The 17,357-nt window shown below is 68.5% G+C and carries 13 protein-coding genes and 1 tRNA gene; 7 read left to right on the top strand and 7 right to left on the bottom strand.

Going from position 1 to position 17,357, the window contains the following annotated elements; genetic code table 11:
* Positions 1-68: 68 nt before the first annotated feature.
* Together L8M95_RS16845 and L8M95_RS16840 are read left to right on the top strand one after the other, a co-directional pair.
* The gene (locus L8M95_RS16845) at positions 69-1,487 is read left to right on the top strand and encodes a DUF4185 domain-containing protein (RefSeq protein ID WP_312027426.1); all 1,419 of its coding nucleotides are present in this window, start codon (positions 69-71) and stop codon (positions 1,485-1,487) included.
* Position 1,488: 1 nt separating this feature from the next.
* On the top strand, positions 1,489-3,045 hold the full coding sequence (locus L8M95_RS16840) for a DUF4185 domain-containing protein (protein WP_260487216.1): 1,557 nt from the start codon (positions 1,489-1,491) through the stop codon (positions 3,043-3,045).
* A gap of 38 nt (positions 3,046-3,083) precedes the next feature.
* Here the strand turns inward: L8M95_RS16840 and coaE are convergent, their stop codons facing one another.
* The gene (gene coaE, locus L8M95_RS16835; protein ID WP_260487215.1) at positions 3,084-4,175 is read right to left on the bottom strand and encodes a dephospho-CoA kinase; all 1,092 of its coding nucleotides are present in this window, start codon (positions 4,173-4,175) and stop codon (positions 3,084-3,086) included.
* A gap of 90 nt (positions 4,176-4,265) precedes the next feature.
* On the opposite strand from coaE, the gene L8M95_RS16830 reads away from it, so the two are divergent.
* Entirely contained in the window at positions 4,266-5,837 is a 1,572-nt protein-coding gene (locus L8M95_RS16830) for a DUF4185 domain-containing protein (protein ID WP_260487214.1), read from the top strand.
* Positions 5,838-6,224: 387 nt separating this feature from the next.
* Here the strand turns inward: L8M95_RS16830 and rpsA are convergent, their stop codons facing one another.
* Positions 6,225-7,703, bottom strand: a complete 1,479-nt coding sequence (rpsA, locus tag L8M95_RS16825; RefSeq protein WP_260487213.1) for a 30S ribosomal protein S1 — start codon at positions 7,701-7,703, stop codon at positions 6,225-6,227.
* 142 nt (positions 7,704-7,845) lie between these two features.
* Between rpsA and L8M95_RS16820 the strand changes: the two genes are divergently transcribed.
* Positions 7,846-8,601, top strand: coding sequence for a class I SAM-dependent methyltransferase (locus L8M95_RS16820; protein ID WP_260489295.1), 756 nt, complete (start codon positions 7,846-7,848; stop codon positions 8,599-8,601).
* Between the two features lie 81 nt (positions 8,602-8,682).
* On the opposite strand, the gene L8M95_RS16815 is transcribed toward L8M95_RS16820, so the two are convergent.
* The 4 genes from L8M95_RS16815 to polA form a co-directional block, all read right to left on the bottom strand.
* Complete coding sequence (locus L8M95_RS16815; protein ID WP_312027425.1) at positions 8,683-9,444, bottom strand: amino acid ABC transporter ATP-binding protein; 762 nt, start codon at positions 9,442-9,444, stop codon at positions 8,683-8,685.
* Complete coding sequence (locus tag L8M95_RS16810; RefSeq protein ID WP_260487212.1) at positions 9,441-10,424, bottom strand: amino acid ABC transporter permease; 984 nt, start codon at positions 10,422-10,424, stop codon at positions 9,441-9,443. Before L8M95_RS16810 ends, L8M95_RS16815 begins: the two co-directional genes overlap by 4 nt.
* 11 nt (positions 10,425-10,435) lie before the next feature.
* A complete protein-coding gene (locus L8M95_RS16805) occupies positions 10,436-11,338 on the bottom strand; it encodes an ABC transporter substrate-binding protein (protein ID WP_260487211.1) in 903 nt (300 codons plus the stop codon).
* An 85-nt stretch (positions 11,339-11,423) separates the two neighbouring features.
* A complete protein-coding gene (polA, locus tag L8M95_RS16800) occupies positions 11,424-14,216 on the bottom strand; it encodes a DNA polymerase I (protein ID WP_260487210.1) in 2,793 nt (930 codons plus the stop codon).
* A 79-nt stretch (positions 14,217-14,295) separates the two neighbouring features.
* Between polA and L8M95_RS16795 the strand changes: the two genes are divergently transcribed.
* The 3 genes from L8M95_RS16795 to L8M95_RS16785 all read left to right on the top strand — a co-directional run bounded on the left by L8M95_RS16795 (position 14,296) and on the right by L8M95_RS16785 (position 16,813).
* Positions 14,296-14,372: transfer RNA gene (locus L8M95_RS16795), tRNA-Leu, on the top strand.
* Between the two features lie 147 nt (positions 14,373-14,519).
* Positions 14,520-14,990, top strand: a complete 471-nt coding sequence (locus L8M95_RS16790; RefSeq protein WP_163375661.1) for a MarR family winged helix-turn-helix transcriptional regulator — start codon at positions 14,520-14,522, stop codon at positions 14,988-14,990.
* Positions 14,987-16,813 (top strand): MDR family MFS transporter, encoded by a 1,827-nt coding sequence (locus L8M95_RS16785; RefSeq protein ID WP_240341259.1) that lies wholly within the window; start codon positions 14,987-14,989, stop codon positions 16,811-16,813. Before L8M95_RS16790 ends, L8M95_RS16785 begins: the two co-directional genes overlap by 4 nt.
* Positions 16,814-16,880: 67 nt before the next feature.
* Here the strand turns inward: L8M95_RS16785 and L8M95_RS16780 are convergent, their stop codons facing one another.
* Entirely contained in the window at positions 16,881-17,330 is a 450-nt protein-coding gene (locus L8M95_RS16780) for an SRPBCC family protein (RefSeq protein WP_260487209.1), read from the bottom strand.
* Positions 17,331-17,357 lie beyond the last annotated feature (27 nt).

The following is a 17,357-nucleotide window of genomic DNA, read 5'->3' as shown; positions in this document are numbered from 1 at the left end:
CAGAGGTGCCAACTACCGTGTCGTCTAACACCCCTTGCAGCCCCTGCCCACTCGTCTGGAGATCACCCGTGGCCCGCAGCTCCCTTCGTCGTCGTACCGCCTGCCCACACGGCGTGCGTCGGCCGATCACGGCGGTCACCGCCGCCTCACTCGCGGCGGGGGCTCTCACCCTTCTCGCTCCGATCGCCGTGGCCGCGCCCTGTGACCCGTGGCCCCCGGCCGGCGCGGGCGCGGGATCGGGATCCCTCTCGGGCTCCCTGGGCGGGTCCGCACCAGAGCCTGCCACCCCGTGGGCCAACGGTGAACGGGGATACATCCCGGTCCTCCAGGGCCGCACCACCACGGTCGAACTGCTCACGGGGCCGACCAGCCCCAACGACACGGTCGACCGGTTCGGCATCACCGGCACTGACCTGGGGATCCTGTGGGACAACGGCGACTCCGCCCGTCCGCAGGTGATGATGGCCCTCGGCGACACGATGGGCGACTGCACCGCGCCCGATGACGAGTGGCGCAGCAACATCCTCTTCCGGTCCGACGACCGCACCCTCACCGACGGGATGCGCGTCACCGACGCACCGATGGAACGGCCCGGGATGGCCAAGTCGATCCTCCCCCGCACCGGCCAACCCGGCGAGACCACGGTGATCCCGACCGCCGGCGTCGAGGTGGGCGGCACCCAGTACCTGCGCTACATGTCGGTGGAGCGCTGGGGCGACCCCGGCGAGTGGACCACCAACTACTCCGCGCTCGCCCGGTCGACGGACAACGGTGAGAACTGGCGTCCCGTACGCGGCACCGCACGCCGGGGAACCGCGCCGATGCCTCTCCCGGCCGACCTGGGCGCGGAGTCGACGACCCACGTCGCCGGGCAGATGAGCGCGTTCGTCAAGCACGACGGGTTCGTCTACGAGTACCTCACGCCATCGGGCCGCAGCGGGTCCGCGCGGCTGGCGCGGGTTCCCGAGGCACAGATCGAGGAGATGGCGGCCTACCGGTTCTGGGACGGCAGCGACTGGGTCGTCGATCACCGCGACGCCGTCCCGGTGCTCGGCGCCCCGAACGGGACGTCGGTGAGTGAGTTGTCCGTGTCCTGGAGCGAGCATCTGGGCCGATTCATCGCGCTGTACAACAACCGCGCCAACAACATCGTCATGAGCCAGGCGGCCACTCCGTGGGGGCCGTGGTCCGGTGAGGACATCCTCCTCTCGTACCAGCACGTCCCCACCCTCTACGGCGCCTTCGTCCACCCGTGGAGTCCGGCCGTGGAGACCCGCGGCGAGGACCTGTACTTCACCATGTCCACGTGGGACGCCTACAACGTCTTCCTCATGAGGACCGACCTGACCCAGATCCCCACGAGGACCCTGCCCGACGCCCGGGCGCGGATGCAGACGTCCGATGACAGCTGGACCCGCAACACCCCCGATCCGGCGGACACCGGAGAGACCGTCCTCGTCGATCGACTCCCCATCCCGGAGGCATGACATGTCCCGCCCTCTCACTCGTCTCCTCAGCACGGTGGTCGCGGCGACGATGACCACGGCCGCGTCGGTCGTCACCATCGGCACGATCGGTGCCGGCACCGCCTCGGCCGGCCCGTGCAGTGAGATGTTCGGCAACTTCGGCTCCCTGCTCGAGAACCGGACCGGGGCCGGAATGGCCACCGGCTCTCTCGGCTCACTCGGTTCGACCGGAGAATCCGGGTCGCTCGGTTCCGCCTCCCGCGCCCTCGGATCCGCGGACCGCTCAGGATCGCTGGTCCAGCAGTTGGAGACCGGTTCGCTCGGCAACGGACTGTCCGGCTCCCTCGACCCGATGATCGGCTCGGTCTACGGGATGCCGCCGTGGATCACGGGCGAGGAGGGCACGGTGCCCGTCCTCCGCGGCCCCACCCGCTTCGAACAGCTGGTCACCGGCCCCACGAGCCCCGGCGACTCCGTCAACAGATTCGGGGTGGCCGGAACGGACCTCGGCATCATGTGGGACAACGGCGATCCCGACCATCCGGAGGTCCTCATGGCCTTCGGCGACACCATGGGCGACTGCACCGTGCCCGGCAACCAGTGGCGATCGAACGTCCTGTTCCGATCCGCTGACACGGACCTGACCGACGGCATCTCCGTCGACTCGGCGGCCGTGGGCACCGACGGACTCGCCAAGTCGCTCGTCCCGCGATCCGGGCTGCCCGGTGAGGTCACCATCATCCCCACCGCGGGCATCTCGGTCGACGGTGTCCAGTACCTGCGGTACATGTCCGTGGCCCACTGGGGCCAACCGGGAACGTGGACCACCAACTACTCGGGGATGGCGTACTCGACGGACAACGGCGAGAACTGGACCGCCGTGCCGGCGATGGCCCGCCCCATCACCGACACCATCCCCCTCGGCGAAGGGGCCCCGACCGTGGACTCCGCCTGGCGGGGCGCCCAGATGAGCTCGTTCCTCAAGGCGGACTCGCATCTCTACGAGTACCTCACCCCGTCCGGGCGGCAGGGCTCGGCGATCGTCGCCCGCGTCCCACTCGCCGGTTCCCCGACCGCGGGCGAGCTCGACGCCTCGAGCACCCCGCCCACCGCAGGTGTCCTCGACCCGACGGACTACGAGTACTGGGACGGTTCGGAGTGGGTCTCGGACATCGGCGCGGCGGAGCGGGTCCTGCCAGCTCCGGCGAGCGAGATCTCGACCATGTACAACGAGTACCTCGGCAAGTACACGGCCATGTACTCGCAGGGCTACAACTCGGTGGTCATGCGTACGGCCGACCGGCCCGAGGGGCCGTGGAGCTCGGCGACGGTCCTGGTGGACTACTCCGTGCTGCCGGGCGTGTACGGGGCGTTCATGCACCCGTGGGCGCAGGGTGAGGACCTCTACTACCTCGTCACCACGTGGAACGCGTACAACGTCTTCCTCGTACGCACCCGCCTGTCGGAGGTGTTCCCCAACCCGAACCTGCGCCGAGCGGCCGCACAGCCCGTGGAGACCGAGGTCATCCGCCGGGTGCCGGTTTCCGAGCTGGTGGACGGAGTGGTCCCGACGGCGTGAGCGCGGCGGCGGGCGGGTCTCGGACCCGCCCGCGGTCGTCACAACCGGCCGCGCAGCAGGGCCTCACTCAGGGTGCGTTCCCACTGCCGGGTCTCCTCGCGATCCGCCCGACGGAGGATCTCCGAGTACTCGGCTCGGGCGGCGGAGTCCGCGCCGATCGCCTCCGCTATGAGAAGCGAGAACTCGTGCTCGGGGTCGTCCTCGGCGAGAATCGAGACCTCCAGAGGACGCGCGGGATCGCACCAGTGCAACAACGGGCGTTCGCTGGACCGGTCGCGTACGTAGCCGGCCCCGGTGAGCGTGGTCAAGGCCGCCTCCACCGCCGCGGCGTCGCGGACCGTCACCTGGAGGTCGATGACGTCGGGGGCGTCCAGCCCCTCGACCGCGGTCGGACCGACATGGTCGATCCTGGTCGCGATCTCCCCCACCACGTGACGCAACCGGGCACACGCCCTCTCCGCCTCCCCCGCCCATTCCGGACGGAACGGCACGACGGTGCGATCACCCACCACCGGGGTCCCGGTGCGCAGATTGTGTTCGAACGGATCCAGCCGGATCTCGACCAGGGCACGGGTCAGGTCCACGACCGTCTGTCGATCCCCGGAGTTGTCGATCAGCACGTCGGCGACGGCCCGCCGGGCCTCATCGGTCGCCTGCCGCGCCATACGGGCCCGGGCATCGTCCTCCGGCATCCCCCGGAACTCCACAAGGCGCCGGAGACGGATCTCCGCCGGGGTGTCCACGACGATCACCAGGTGGTAACCGGGCGTCATCCCGCCCTCTACCAGCAGCGGCATGTCGTGTACGACGATCGCGTCCTCCGGGGCCGAGCCGAACAGCTCCGCCGTCCGCTCGCCGATGAGCGGATGGGTGATGGCGTTGAGGGCCGCGGTCCGGTCGGCATCGACGAAGGCGCGGGCGGCGAGGGCCGCGCGGTCGAGCGCGCCGTCGGGCCCCAGGATGTCCTCACCGAACTCGGCGACCAGCATCGCCAGACCCGGGGATCCCGGTTCGACGACTTCGCGGGCGATGAGGTCCGCGTCCACGATCACCGCCCCCGCCTCCGCGAGCACCGCCGTCACCGTCGACTTGCCGGCACCGATCCCACCGGTCAGACCCACCATCAGCATTCCAGGAGTGTAAGTGAACCCGGGATGTTTACAGCGCATCGACGCAACTATAAGGTCGCACGCATGGTTCGACACTCAGCAAGAACCTCAGTGCTCCTCACGGTCCCCGTGACGATCCTGGCCACCTCCCTTCTTGTTCCCGCCACCGCGAACGCCCAGTCCTCGGGCTCACTCGGCACGGCGGGCTCCGCGGAGGTCCCTGGTTCGTCAGGGTCCGCTGGATCGTCGGGTTCCAGCGGCTTCGAGAGCGGGCCGTGCAACAACTTTTTCGGCAACTTCCCTCCCGGATCGCTTGGCCTCAACCTCGCGACGGGCTCGCTCGCGAACGCGGCCAATTCCGTCGCCGGTACCGCTGCCTCCTCCGTACGCGACTTCCCGCGATGGATCACCGGGGACCAGGGCACGATCCCCGTCCTCAAGGGCGCCACGTCAGTGCTTCAGTTGATCACCGGCCCCACCAGCCCTGCAAATACCGATTCCGCATACAACATCTACGGGACCGACCTCGGGATCATGTTCGAGCACGGCGACGAGACGATGGTGCTGTTCGGCGACACCTTCGGCGACTGCACCCCGTCAGGCAACGACTGGCGCTCCAATGTCATGCTCACTGCCCAGAGTGGACCGCCCGAAAACGGCCTCAAGATCACTGGTGCACGACCGAGCGGACTTACCGGCTACGCCACGGCGTTGGTTCAGGGCGCCCATCAGCCGAACGGCATCGGCGAGGTAACGGTGATCCCCACCGCCGCGATCAGCCTCCCTGACCCGAACAACGCCACCGGCGACGCCCTGTACATGCGCGTCATGTCGGTCCGCGACTGGAACGCCCCGGGCGGCTGGAACACCAACTACTCCGCGCTGGTGAAGTCGGATGACGACGGCAACACGTGGAAGATCCTCGCCAACTCGATGCGCCGGGTCACCGAGTTCACCGGCTGGAACAACGACGTCGAGTTCGAACCCGACGCCGACGACCTGCCCGAGGCCGACAGCAGCCTCTGGTACGGGATGCAGATGAGCGCATTCCTCGAGAAGGACGGCTATCTGTACGAGTATCTGACACCGTCCGGGCGTCGCGGGCCGGCCACGCTCGCGCGAGTGCCGATCGATCAGGTCGAGAACCCCGGCGCTTACCAGTGGTTCAAGGGAGGTTCCACCTGGGAGTCCGACCCGAGCGCGAGCGAGGTGATCCTGCCGGCGCCGGTCGAGGAGTTGTCGGTCGCCTACAACGAGTACCTGAACAAGTACATATCACTGACGTCCACCGCGTCGGGAGTCGTCTCGATGCGGGTGGCGAGCGCACCGGAGGGCCCCTGGTCTGCGCCCCAGACGCTCGTCGATCGCCGTATGTTCCCCAACGCCTACGCCCCGATGATCCACCCGGACTCGATCACCTCAGACGGCTCCCACCTGTTTTTCACTCTGTCCACCTGGGATGCGTACAACGTCTTCTTCCTGCGCACCGATCTCAGCCAGTTCAACTTCAACGCCCCCGACACGAACACGCACACCGAAGTGCAGTCGCGCGTCAGAGTGAGCGACGCCGTGGAGGCCGGGGCCATCGATGACGAGGGCGTGATCGACGAACAGCGTCTGGAGGATGCCTCCGAGGTCATGCCCGCGGCCCCGGAGCCGATCGCCGAGCCGCCGGGCCGCTAACGCCCCTCCGGCAGATGAACCTTCGATCTGTCGGGTCGCACACCTGATTGCGCGGGCGTCGAATACTCACCACCGTCGGACTCACCGCCATCGTCGCCGGTGAGTTCGTCCGAGGCCCGGCGGAGGACTGTCCCACCACGCTGCTCGGTCGCCGCTGGCGCCGGGCTCTGCAGCGGCCGATGTCCCGTACTCAGAGGACTCACGGGCATGGCAGTCCCGATCGCATACGGAGATAGCAGTGGGGCCGCCTCCCCACCGGGCCACACGCTTCAGAGACAATCGGGCGACAAATGCGCGGCGGCCCCGGCCGCGCCCACCATGTGGTGGTGCGCGCGGCCGGGGCCGTGCGACGTGCTATGAGACGATCAGCGCCTCAGTCAGCGACGATCACTCACCACCGGCGAGCTTGGCCCGCAGGGCGGCCAGCTGCTCGTCCGAGGCCAGCGAACCGCCGGTGGTCTCCGCCGGAGCGGCGTCGGCCGCAGCAGCGGGACGCGACGACGGGGTGGACTCCGACGAGTAGTTGGTCGGAGCGGCCTCGGCGGCCTCCGCCGCAGCGGCCCGACCCTTCTCGATCTGGGCCGTGTGCATCTTGTGGCGACGCTCGGCCTCCGCGTAGCGGTTCTCCCACTCCTCGCGCTGCTTCTCGAAACCCTCGAGCCACTCGTTGGTCTCGGGATCGAAGCCCTCGGGGAAGATGTAGTTGCCGGCCTCGTCGTAGCTGTCGGCCATGCCGTACTTCGACGGGTCGAACTCCTCCGTGTAGTCCTCGTCCGCCTGCTTCAGCGAGAGCGAGATACGACGACGGTCGAGGTCGATGTCGATGACCTTGACCATGGCGTCGTCGTTGACCGTGACGACCTGGTCCGGGACCTCGACGTGGCGCTCGGCCAGCTCGGAGATGTGGACGAGGCCCTCGATGCCCTCGTCGACGCGCACGAAGGCGCCGAACGGCACGAGCTTGGTGACCTTGCCCGGGACGATCTGACCGATCGCGTGGGTCCGGGCGAAGTGCCGCCACGGATCCTCCTGCGTGGCCTTGAGCGACAGCGAGACGCGCTCGCGGTCCAAGTCGACGTCGAGGACCTCGACGGTGACCTCCTGGCCCACCTCGACGACCTCGGACGGGTGATCGATGTGCTTCCAAGACAGCTCGGAGACGTGGACCAGACCGTCGACGCCGCCGAGGTCGACGAACGCACCGAAGTTGACGATCGAGGAGACGACGCCCTTGCGGACCTGGCCCTTCTGCAGCTGGTGCAGGAACTCGGAGCGCACGGCCGACTGGGTCTGCTCGAGCCACGCACGACGCGAGAGCACGACGTTGTTGCGGTTCTTGTCCAGCTCGATGATCTTGGCCTCGAGCTCCTGGCCCACGTAGGGCAGGAGGTCGCGCACGCGACGCATCTCCACCAGCGAGGCGGGGAGGAAGCCACGGAGACCGATGTCGAGGATCAGGCCGCCCTTGACGACCTCGATGACGGTGCCCTTGACGGCCTCGTCCTTCTCCTTGAGCTCCTCGATCGTGCCCCAGGCGCGCTCGTACTGGGCGCGCTTCTTGGACAGGATCAGACGGCCGTCCTTGTCCTCCTTGGTCAGGACCAGGGCCTCGACCTCATCGCCCACCTCGACGACCTCACCCGGGTCGACATCGTGCTTGATGGAGAGCTCGCGCGAGGGGATGACACCCTCGGTCTTGTAGCCGATGTCGAGCAGGACCTCATCACGATCGACCTTGACGATCGTGCCCTCGACGATGTCGCCATCGTTGAAGTACTTGATCGTGGCGTCGATGGCGGCGAGGAAGTCCTCAGCAGAGCCGATGTCGTTGACGGCTACCTGCGGGGACGTGGTGTTGGTGGTCATATGGTGGGGTGCTCCGGAGTGGATAGGAATCGTAGCGGACAGGAAGAAAGCGAGCGCGTACGCACGCGACCGTCAACTGTACGCTTCACACGTGACGTCCACAAACCCCCCCGGACATGGAGAGTCGGTCCGAGCCTCACGGATGTGGTGGGACTCGGAAGCGACCGTCTACCACGATCAACACGGCGACTTCCTCGGCGCCCACTCCCCCGAGGGTGAGTTCATCTGGTGCCCCGAGGGCCTGCACGAGGGTGACTGGCATCTGCTCGGCGACGTGGCGGGCCGCGATGTACTCGAGATCGGGTGCGGGTCGGCGCCGTGCTCGCGGTGGCTCGCGGGCCAGGATGCCCGCGCCGTGGCCGTGGACCTGTCCGCCGGGATGCTCCGAGTGGGGGCCGAGGCGGCGAGCCGGTCGACGGGCCCGGCCGCGACTGTTCCTCTCATCCAGGCCGATGCCGGTCGGCTCCCGTTCGCGGAGGACAGCTTCGATGTCGTCTTCTCTGCATTCGGCGCGGTCCCGTTCGTGGCCGATTCCGCGGGTGTCATGGCGGAGGCGGCTCGCGTCCTGCGGCCGGGCGGCCGGTTCGTCTTCTCCGTGAACCACCCCATGCGGTGGATATTCCGTGACGACCCGGGGCCGGAGGGACTGCTGGCGATGTTCCCGTACTTCGACCGGTCGCCGTACACCGAGTACGACGACTCCGGCGAGTTGACCTACGTCGAGCACCACAGGACGGTGGGTGACCGAATCCGCGAACTCGTCGCCGCCGGTTTCGTGGTGCAAGACCTCATCGAGCCGGAGTGGCCGGAATGGCTCGACAGGGAGTGGGGGCAGTGGAGCCCGCTCCGGGGCGGGATCTTCCCCGGCACGGCGATCTTCGTGGCCACGCTTCCCTGAACGATTCGACGCCGGGCCGAGACGGCCCTGATCCCCCGCGTCCGCAGGGGATCAGGGCCGCCGACCCGGGGCGCCTGCGCGTCAGAGGATCTTCGACAGGAAGTCCTTCGTACGCTGGTGGGACGGCGACCTGAGCACGTCGGCCGGCTTGCCGGATTCCACCACGACGCCGTCGTCCATGAACGCCACGGTGTCGGCGACCTCGCGGGCGAAGCCCATCTCGTGGGTGACCACGACCATGGTCATCCCCGCGTCCGCGAGATCCCGCATCACGCCCAGGACCTCTCCGACCAGTTCGGGATCAAGCGCGGAGGTGGGCTCGTCGAACAGCATCAGCTTGGGGTCCATCGCCAGGGCGCGGGCGATAGCGACACGCTGCTGCTGCCCGCCGGACAACTGAGCCGGATAGGTGTCGGCCTTCGCTGCGAGGCCGACCTTGGCGAGCAGCTCCCGGGCCCGCTCGGTGGCGTCCGAACGTGACTGACCCTTCACCAGCATCGGTGCCTCGATCACGTTCTCGAGGGCGGTGCGGTGGAGGAAGAGGTTGAAGTGCTGGAACACCATGCCGATGTCCCGGCGCTGGCGCGCGGCCTGCTTCGGGGAGATCTCGTAGAGCTTGTCGCCCTTCTCGCGGTATCCCACGAGCTCCCCGTCGACGTAGAGCCTGCCCGCGTCGACCCTCTCCAGGTGGTTGATGCACCGGAGGAACGTGGACTTGCCCGAGCCGGAGGGCCCGACCAGGCACAGCACCTCACCAGCGGCGACCTCGAGGTCGATGCCCTTGAGGACGCGGAGTGACCCGAAATTCTTACAGACCTGCTCGGCCCTGACCATCGGCGTCATGGCTTGCCTCCGGACGGGTCGGCGGCCCGGGCCGCGGCGAGAGAGGACGGGGTGAGCCCGTCCGCATCGGCGAGTGCACGCAGCTGTCGACCCGTGAGCTGACGGGTGGCGCCGCGGGAGAAGCGCTTCTCGAGGTAGTGCTGGCCCACCATGAGGACGCTGGTGATGACCAGATACCAGGTGGCGGCCACCAGTAGCAACGGGATGGGCTGGAAGTTGACGCCCGAGATGTCGCGCGCCTGCCCGTACAGCTCACCGGAGAAGGGGATGGCGACGACGAGCGAGGTGGTCTTGAGCATCGAGATGAACTCGTTGCCGGTCGGGGGGATGATGACCCGCATGGCCTGCGGCAGGATCGTCCGCCGCATGGTCTGGCCCCACGTCATGCCCAGTGCGGTCGAGGCCTCGGCCTGCCCCTCCGGCACCGAGGAGATGCCGGCGCGGACGATCTCCGCCATGTACGCGGCCTCGTTCATGGCGAGTCCCACCACGGCCAACCAGAAGGCCGAGTACAGCACCATCGTGTCGTCGAAGCGGACGATCTGGAAGTCGGTGAACGGGATCCCGAACTGGACCTGGCGGTACAGGGTGAAGATCAGGCCCCAGAACAGCAGCTGCACGTAGATCGGGGTCCCGCGGAAGATCCACAGGTACACCCACGCCACGGCCTTGAGGACCGGGTTGCTGCTCATCCGCATCACCGAGAGGATGACGCCCAGGACGACGGCGAGGATCATCGACAGCAGGGTGAGCGCGATGGTGTAGAACACCGCCATGCCGAACCGGGTGTCGAACAGATACCTCCCGTACGTGCTCCAGCCGTAGGCCGGATTGGTCGCCGCGCCCCAGATGAAGAGGAACACCAGCACCAGGACGACCGTCGCCGAGACCCATCGCCACGGATGCCGCAGGGGCACCGCCTTGATGGGTTCCGGGGCGTCCGCCCGGGGGGTCGTCGCCCCCTGTTCCGCGGTACTCACCTACCGGTCACTCAACCCTTCCGGATCTCGGCGTCGTCGATGAGCCCGGCCTCGAGGCCCCAGTTCTGGGCGATCTTCTCGAAGTCGCCGGTCTCGATGAGCTTGTCTGCGGCGGCTTCCAGGGCGGCGGTCAGCTCGGAGTCCTTGCGGACGGGCCAGCCGTAGGGTGCGGAGTCGAAGACGTCGCCGGCCAGCTGCATCTTGCCCTCGGACTGCTTGACCGCATAGGCCGAGATGGGCGAGTCGGCGGACATCGCGTCGACCTTGCCCAGGGCGACAGCGGTGGAGGCCTCGTCCTGGGAGTCGAACTGGACCTTCTCGATCGCGGGCTTGCCGGCGTCCGTGCAGGCCTTGCTACGGGCGGGCACGTCCTCCTGATCGGAGACCGTGGTGCGCTGGACGGCCACGTTCAGGCCACAGGCGTCATCCGGGTCCACCTCGTTCCCGGCGGCGGAGGCCCACTGGATACCGGCCTCGAAGTAGGTGACGAAGTCGACGGTCTGGAGCCGCTCGTCGTTGACGGTGAACGAGGAGGCGCCCATGTCCATGGTGCCGCCCTCGATCGCCGGGATGATCTTCTCGAAGTCGGACTCCCGGAACTCGGCGCGCAGCCCCATCAGCTGGGCGGCCGCGGTCATCACGTCGATGTCGAAACCGACGATCTCGCCCTTCTCGTTCTTGAACTCGTTGGGCGCGTACGGCGGGTTGGTGCCGATCACGATGACGCCCTTGTCCCGGATCTCGGCCGGGACGAGGGCTGCGATCTCCTCGTCGGTCTCGAGGGACACCTCCTCGCGGGGCTCCCCGGAGTCCTGCGGCCCCTCGGTGTTGGTGGTGCAGCCGGTCAGCGCGAGGGCAGCGGTGGCCGTGAGTGCCAGGGCGGCGCGTAGACCGCGCCGAGAGGTGAGGGTCATGGTTGCCCTTTCAGGCGTCGTGGAGCCGAATCTGAAATGAACTTAGGGTACAGGTCGGCGGGCTCCGAGGAGGTGGACGGGGATGTCAGTGCGCCGCAGAGTCCCAGTTCGGGCCGGTGCCGGTGGACACGTCCAGCGGGACGTCGAGCTCGATGGCGGAGAACATGCGGTCCACGACCAGGTCGCGGACCTCGTCGAGTTCACCCTGCGCCACCTCGAGCACCAGTTCGTCGTGGACCTGGAGCAGAAGACGGCTCTTCAGCCGCCGCTCGGCGAGGTCCGCGTCGACCTTGAGCATGGCCGCCTTGATGATGTCGGCGGCCGTGCCCTGGATGGGCGCGTTGAGCGCAGCACGTTCGGCGTTCTCTCGCTTGAGCCGGTTGTCCGAGTTGAGCTCGGGCAGGTAGCGGCGCCGACCGAACAGGGTCTCCGTGTACCCGTCGCGGCGGGCCTGTTCGACCACTGCGCGCAGGTAGTCGCGCACGCCGCCGAAGCGCGAGAAGTAGGCCTCCATCTGCTCTTTCGCCTCGCCTTGGCTGATCCCGAGCTGGGCGGCGAGGCCGAACGCACTGAGCCCGTAGGCCAAGCCGTAACTCATGGCCTTCACCCGGCGACGGAGCTCCGGGGTGACCTCGTCGATGGGAACGCCGAACGCACGGGAGCCCACGAACGAGTGGAGGTCCTCCCCCGTCCGGAACGCCTCGATGAGCCCGGCGTCTCCGGACAGGTGCGCCATCACCCGCATCTCGATCTGGCTGTAGTCAGCGGTGAGGAGGCAGTCGTAGCCGTCGCCCACGACGAACGATCCGCGGATGCGTCGACCATCCTCGGTGCGTACGGGGATGTTCTGCAGGTTCGGGTCGGTCGAGGACAACCGGCCGGTCGCTGCCACGGTCTGGTTGAAGGTGGTGTGGATTCGTCCGTCGTCACCGATGGTCTTGATGAGCCCCTCGACCGTCGTCCGCATCTTGGTGGTCTCGCGGTGCAGCAGCAGTGCCTCGAGGAACGCCCGACCCGGGGTGTCCCCCGTCTCCTTGGCGAGCAGTTCCTCGAGGGCCTTGGCGTCGGTCGTGTACCCGGTCTTGGTCTTCTTGGTCTTGGGCATACCGAGGGTCTCGAACAGCACCACCTGGAGCTGCTTGGGTGAGCCCAGGTTGATCTGTTCCCCGCCGATCGCGGCGTAGGCCGCGTCGGCAGCCTGCCGACCGCGGTCGGCGAAGTCGTCCCGCAGCCCGTCCAGGGCGCCACCGTCCACCGCGATGCCGATCGACTCCATCCGCGCCAGCACCGGTACGAGCGGCAGTTCCATCTCGGCCATCAGGCGCGCCCCGTGCACCTGCTCCAGTTCCACGTCCAGCCGCTCCGCGAGATCGACCACCGCGCGGGCGCGGGTCGCGGCGGCGTCGGCGTTCTTCTGTTCCGCCTCGGCGTCATCGACCTCGTCGAGCAGGGACAGTTGCTTGTCCCCCACCTCCGCCTCGGGCAGTTCGCGCCGCAGGTGACGCTGGAACAGTTCCGCCAGGCCGTAACTGCGCTGGCCGGGCCGCACCAGGTAGGCCGCCAGGGCCACGTCCATGGTGACCCCGCCCAACCGGAACTCGCGCCCCATCAGCGCGTGGGTGGCCGCCTTGGCGTCGTGGACCGCCTTGTGCACCGCGTCGTCGGCCAGCCAGTCCCGGAGGGCCTGCTCGTCGTCGGGTCCGAGTGTCGCCAGATCGAGGTGCCCGGAGGCGCCGCCGGCGGCGGCGATGGTGATCGTCTGCGCGTCGCCCGCGCCGGGTCGGGAGGGTCCGACGACGACGAGGCCGTGCCGCTGCCCGGCCGGCGCATGGGCTGCGAGCCAGTCGGAGACCTCGCCGGCGTGCAGGACCGAGGCCTGCTCCAGTTCCACCTCCGCTGCCGGCGCGGGGGAACCCTCCGGCAGGAACGCCGTGAGGAATCGATCGCGAGCCTGCGGCCCGAACTCCAGCCGGTCGAACAGTGCGTTGACGTCAGCGCGCTCCGGGGTCGCCCGGACGAGGTCGCCGATCCCGACGCCGAGGTCCAGGTCGCGGGTGAGCTCGGTGATCCGGCGGTTGAGCTGGACCTGGGGTAGGTGCTCGCGGAAGCTCTCTCCGACCTTGCCCTTGATCTCGTCCGCGTGCGCGATGAGTTCGGAGAGGGTGCCGTACTGGGTGATCCACTTGGCGGCGGTCTTGTCGCCGACCTTGGGCACACCCGGGAGGTTGTCTGAGGTGTCGCCCCGCAGCGCGGCCACGTCCGGGTACTGGGTGGGCGTCACCCCGTATTTCGCCTCGACCGATTCGGGCGTGAACCGGGCGAGTTCGGAGACGCCCTTGACCGGATAGAGGACGGTGACCTCGTCCGTCACCAGTTGCAGGGCGTCGCGGTCCCCGGTGCAGATCAGCGTCTCGGCGACGCCCGCGTGGGTGGCGAGGGTGGCGATGATGTCGTCGGCCTCGTGCCCTTCCAGGGACAGGGTCCGCACGCCCAGTGCCGCCAGCGCCTCCTGGATGAGCTCGACCTGCCCCTTGAACTCCTCGGGCGCGGCCGAACGGGTCGACTTGTACTCCGGGTACTCCGCCGTGCGGTGCAGCGTCGCCCGCGAGACGTCGAACGCCACGGCCAGATGCGTGGGCTCCTCCTCGGTCACCAGGTTGGCCACCATCGACAGGAAGCCGTACACGGCGTTGGTGTGTTGGCCGGAGGCCGTGGAGAAGTTCTCTGCCGGCAGCGCGTAGAACGCGCGGAACGCGAGCGAGTGCCCGTCCAGGAGCAGCAGGCGGGTCGGCCCCTCCCCCGCGGTGGCCCCGGAAGCGGCGCCGGGTCCGGTGCCGGGGGTGGTGCTGGCTTCTGCGGTCTTACTCGTGGTGCTCACAGGGCCACTCTAGGGTGGGCGTCGGACAGAAGCTCATCGGTCGTCGGTTAGACTTCCGGACCAGCGGTTCGCCGCGTTCGCCCCCGTAGCCCAATTGGCAGAGGCAACGGATTCAAAACCCGTCCAGTGTCGGTTCGAGTCCGACCGGGGGCACCACATCCCGAGCGAGGTCGGACCCGCTCGCGTTCCCCTCATCACGCTTAACCGCCCTCTCCCCTCCACCCCGCAGCCCACCCGGTGGCGCGATGGTGCGCTCCGCGCGTAATGTTTGCTTGCTGCAAGCAACCGAAGCGAGGGGTGGGCATGCCGATAGACGCGGAACGCGGCGGGCGAGTGGTGGTGGACCTGTCGCGGGTGGTCAAACTCCTTCGTGCGGTGAACCTCTCGGTCCCCAGCTACGACGAGGCCGTCGAACCGACCGCCCATCCGCTCCTGTTCGCCATCCATGACGGCCCCGCCCGGGTCACCGATCTGGCCGCGCGGATCCACACCGACGTGTCGGTGGTGAGCCGCCAGGTCAGCCAGCTCGAGAGCCGCGGCCTCATCACCAAGGTCCCCGACCCCGATGACGGGCGCGCCAGCCTCGTCACGCTCACCTCCGCGGGCGCCGAGCTCATCTCCCGGGTCCTCGACAGCAGCGGGGAGTGGATGGCCGGCCTCCTCCGGGACTGGACACCGGACCAGGCGGACACCTTCATCTCGGACCTGCGCCGACTCGCCGATTCCCTCCACACCGAACTCTGCTCCCTCACGTCCGCCGAGGAGAGCCGATGACCACCGCCAAGACCTCCACGGCGCTCGCAGGCGAGGACGGCGAGTTCACGCACCGTCAGATCCTCGTGATCCTCGCCGGGCTCATGTCCGCGATGTTCCTGGCCAGCCTGGATCAGACGATCGTGAGCACCGCGATCCGGACCATCGCCGACGACCTCCAGGGCCTCGACGCCCAGGCATGGGTCACCACCGCCTATCTCATGACGTCCACGATCTCGACGCCCCTGTACGGCAAGCTCTCGGACATCTACGGACGCAAGCCGTTCTTCGTGATCGGCATCGTGATCTTCGTGTTCGGCTCTCTGCTGTGCACGCTCGCCACCTCGATGTACATGCTCGCCGTCTTCCGCGGCATCCAGGGACTGGGTGCCGGCGCACTGATGTCCCTGGCGCTCGCGATCATCGGCGACATCATCCCGCCCCGTGACCGCGCCAAGTACCAGGGCTACATGCTGGCGGTCTTCGCGTCGTCGTCGGTCCTCGGGCCGGTGATCGGCGGGTTCTTCGCCGGGGCGGACACGATCTTCGGCATCGACGGGTGGCGCTGGATCTTCCTCATCAACATCCCCATCGGCGCGGTGGCGCTGACCCTCGTGATGATCACCCTCAACGTCAAGAACGTCCGGGTCGATCATCGCGTGGACTGGGCGGGGGCCGCCGCGATCGTCGTCGGTCTGGTACCTCTCCTGCTGGTGGCCGAGCAGGGCAACACCTGGGGGTGGGGTTCCACCGCCGCCCTCGGCTGCTACGTCGTCGGGCTGGCCGGCATCGGGCTCTTCCTCCTCGTCGAGGCCCGCGCGGGCGACCAGGCCCTCATCCCGCTCCGCCTGTTCCGCGACCGCACCTTCGCGATCGTCACGGTCGGCGGCGTGATCGTGGGTATGGCCATGTTCGGCGGCATGATGACGCTGCCGCTGTACATGCAGATCGTGCACGGCGCCGACCCCATGGAGTCCGGGCTCATGATGCTCCCGCTGGTCGCGGGGATGATGGGTGCCTCGATCGTGTCGGGCCAGCTCATCTCCAGGACCGGCCGTGTCCGCGAGTTCCCGATATTCGGAACGGCGGTGGCCGCTGCCGGCCTGTTCCTGCTGTGGACGATCGATGCCGACACGTCGCTGACGCTGGTGATGGTCTACATGCTGGTGCTGGGCATCGGGCTCGGCAACTGCATGCAGCCGCTCACCCTCATAGTCCAGAACGCCGTGAGTCCCCGCGAGATCGGAGTGGCCACCGCCTCGGCGACCTTCTTCCGCCAACTCGGCGGTACCGCCGGCGTCGCGGTGTTCCTGTCCATCCTGTTCAGCCGCGTCGGCGGCTCCATCTCCGGCCAACTCGAGCAGGCCGCCGCCGACGGTAGTCTCGCCCGCGGCGTTCAGGAGGGCCTCACCGATCCCGCACTGCAGCGGGATCCCGACGCGTACGGGATCGTCCGGGCCCTCGCCGACCCCACCACCGGCGCGGGGGCACTGGAGACGGTCACCAAGGATTCCTCGGTGATCAACCGGCTTCCCGAGCTGGTGGCGCATCCCTTCGAGCAGGGTTACGCGCTGAGCATGTCCGAGATCTACCTGGTGGCCGGCATCCTCGCCGTGGCCGCCTCGGTGATCCTGGCGTTCATGCCGCAGATCGTGCTCCGGACCGGCTCCGCGCAGGCCGAGGCCGCCCGCGAGGCGGCCGCCGCGGCCGCGCCCACGGGGACCGACGCCGACGCCGCCGAGGCCGCCACCGGAACCGACGCGTCACCGACCCCGACGGGAAAGGGGACGACGACGAGGACCGCCCCGGCGGATCGATCGCGGTCGGCCGAGCGAACGGACTGAGCCCGGTCGGCTGGGCTGAGCCCGGTCGGCTGGGCTGAGCTCGAGCGGGCGGACGGAGCCCGGTCGGCTATCCCTCGACGTCGTCCTTGAGGTTGGTCAGCAGGGCGTGCTGGATGCGCTTGAGACCGGCCGGAGCGAAGGTCCGCTCGAAGAAGCCGCCGACACCCCCGGCGCCGTCCCACGACGTCGTCATCTCGACGAGCGAGCCCCCTGTCGCCTCGCGCACCGTGTAGGTGGTGGCCATGGACGAATTCTCGTCTTCTTCCACCAGCGACCAGTGGGCGGCGGCGTCATCCACGGTGACGTTGGCCTTGACGTCCCGGTTGCGCTTCTTGGTGGCCTGGAGATTCCAGGCGGCGACGGTGCCGTCTCCCTGCCCGCCCTGGATCAGACGGTAGGCGCTGAACTGCTCGGGTTGGATGCGGGGGCGGACCTGCGCGTAATCGGCGATCGCCGCGGTCACGGCCTCGACGGGTGCCTCGATGACGATGGTGTTGGTGGCGGTGACCCTGGCCATGGTGATGACTCCTCCTCGACGGTCCGA

It is taken from the genome of Dietzia sp. B32 (genome assembly GCF_024732245.1).
Classification (GTDB): Bacteria; Actinomycetota; Actinomycetes; order Mycobacteriales; family Mycobacteriaceae; genus Dietzia.
The sequence above is the reverse complement of the archived record's forward strand: the minus strand, read 5'-3'. Positions and strand labels throughout refer to the sequence as shown.

Coding starts and splice junctions, on each gene's coding strand:
- L8M95_RS16840 (WP_260487216.1), top strand. CDS start 1,489: ATGTCCCGCCCTCTCACTCGTCTCCTCAGCACGGTGGTCGCGGCGACG.
- coaE (WP_260487215.1), bottom strand. CDS start 4,175: ATGCTGATGGTGGGTCTGACCGGTGGGATCGGTGCCGGCAAGTCGACG.
- rpsA (WP_260487213.1), bottom strand. CDS start 7,703: ATGACCACCAACACCACGTCCCCGCAGGTAGCCGTCAACGACATCGGC.
- L8M95_RS16820 (WP_260489295.1), top strand. CDS start 7,846: ATGTGGTGGGACTCGGAAGCGACCGTCTACCACGATCAACACGGCGAC.
- L8M95_RS16815 (WP_312027425.1), bottom strand. CDS start 9,444: ATGACGCCGATGGTCAGGGCCGAGCAGGTCTGTAAGAATTTCGGGTCA.
- L8M95_RS16805 (WP_260487211.1), bottom strand. CDS start 11,338: ATGACCCTCACCTCTCGGCGCGGTCTACGCGCCGCCCTGGCACTCACG.
- L8M95_RS16790 (WP_163375661.1), top strand. CDS start 14,520: ATGCCGATAGACGCGGAACGCGGCGGGCGAGTGGTGGTGGACCTGTCG.
- L8M95_RS16785 (WP_240341259.1), top strand. CDS start 14,987: ATGACCACCGCCAAGACCTCCACGGCGCTCGCAGGCGAGGACGGCGAG.
- L8M95_RS16780 (WP_260487209.1), bottom strand. CDS start 17,330: ATGGCCAGGGTCACCGCCACCAACACCATCGTCATCGAGGCACCCGTC.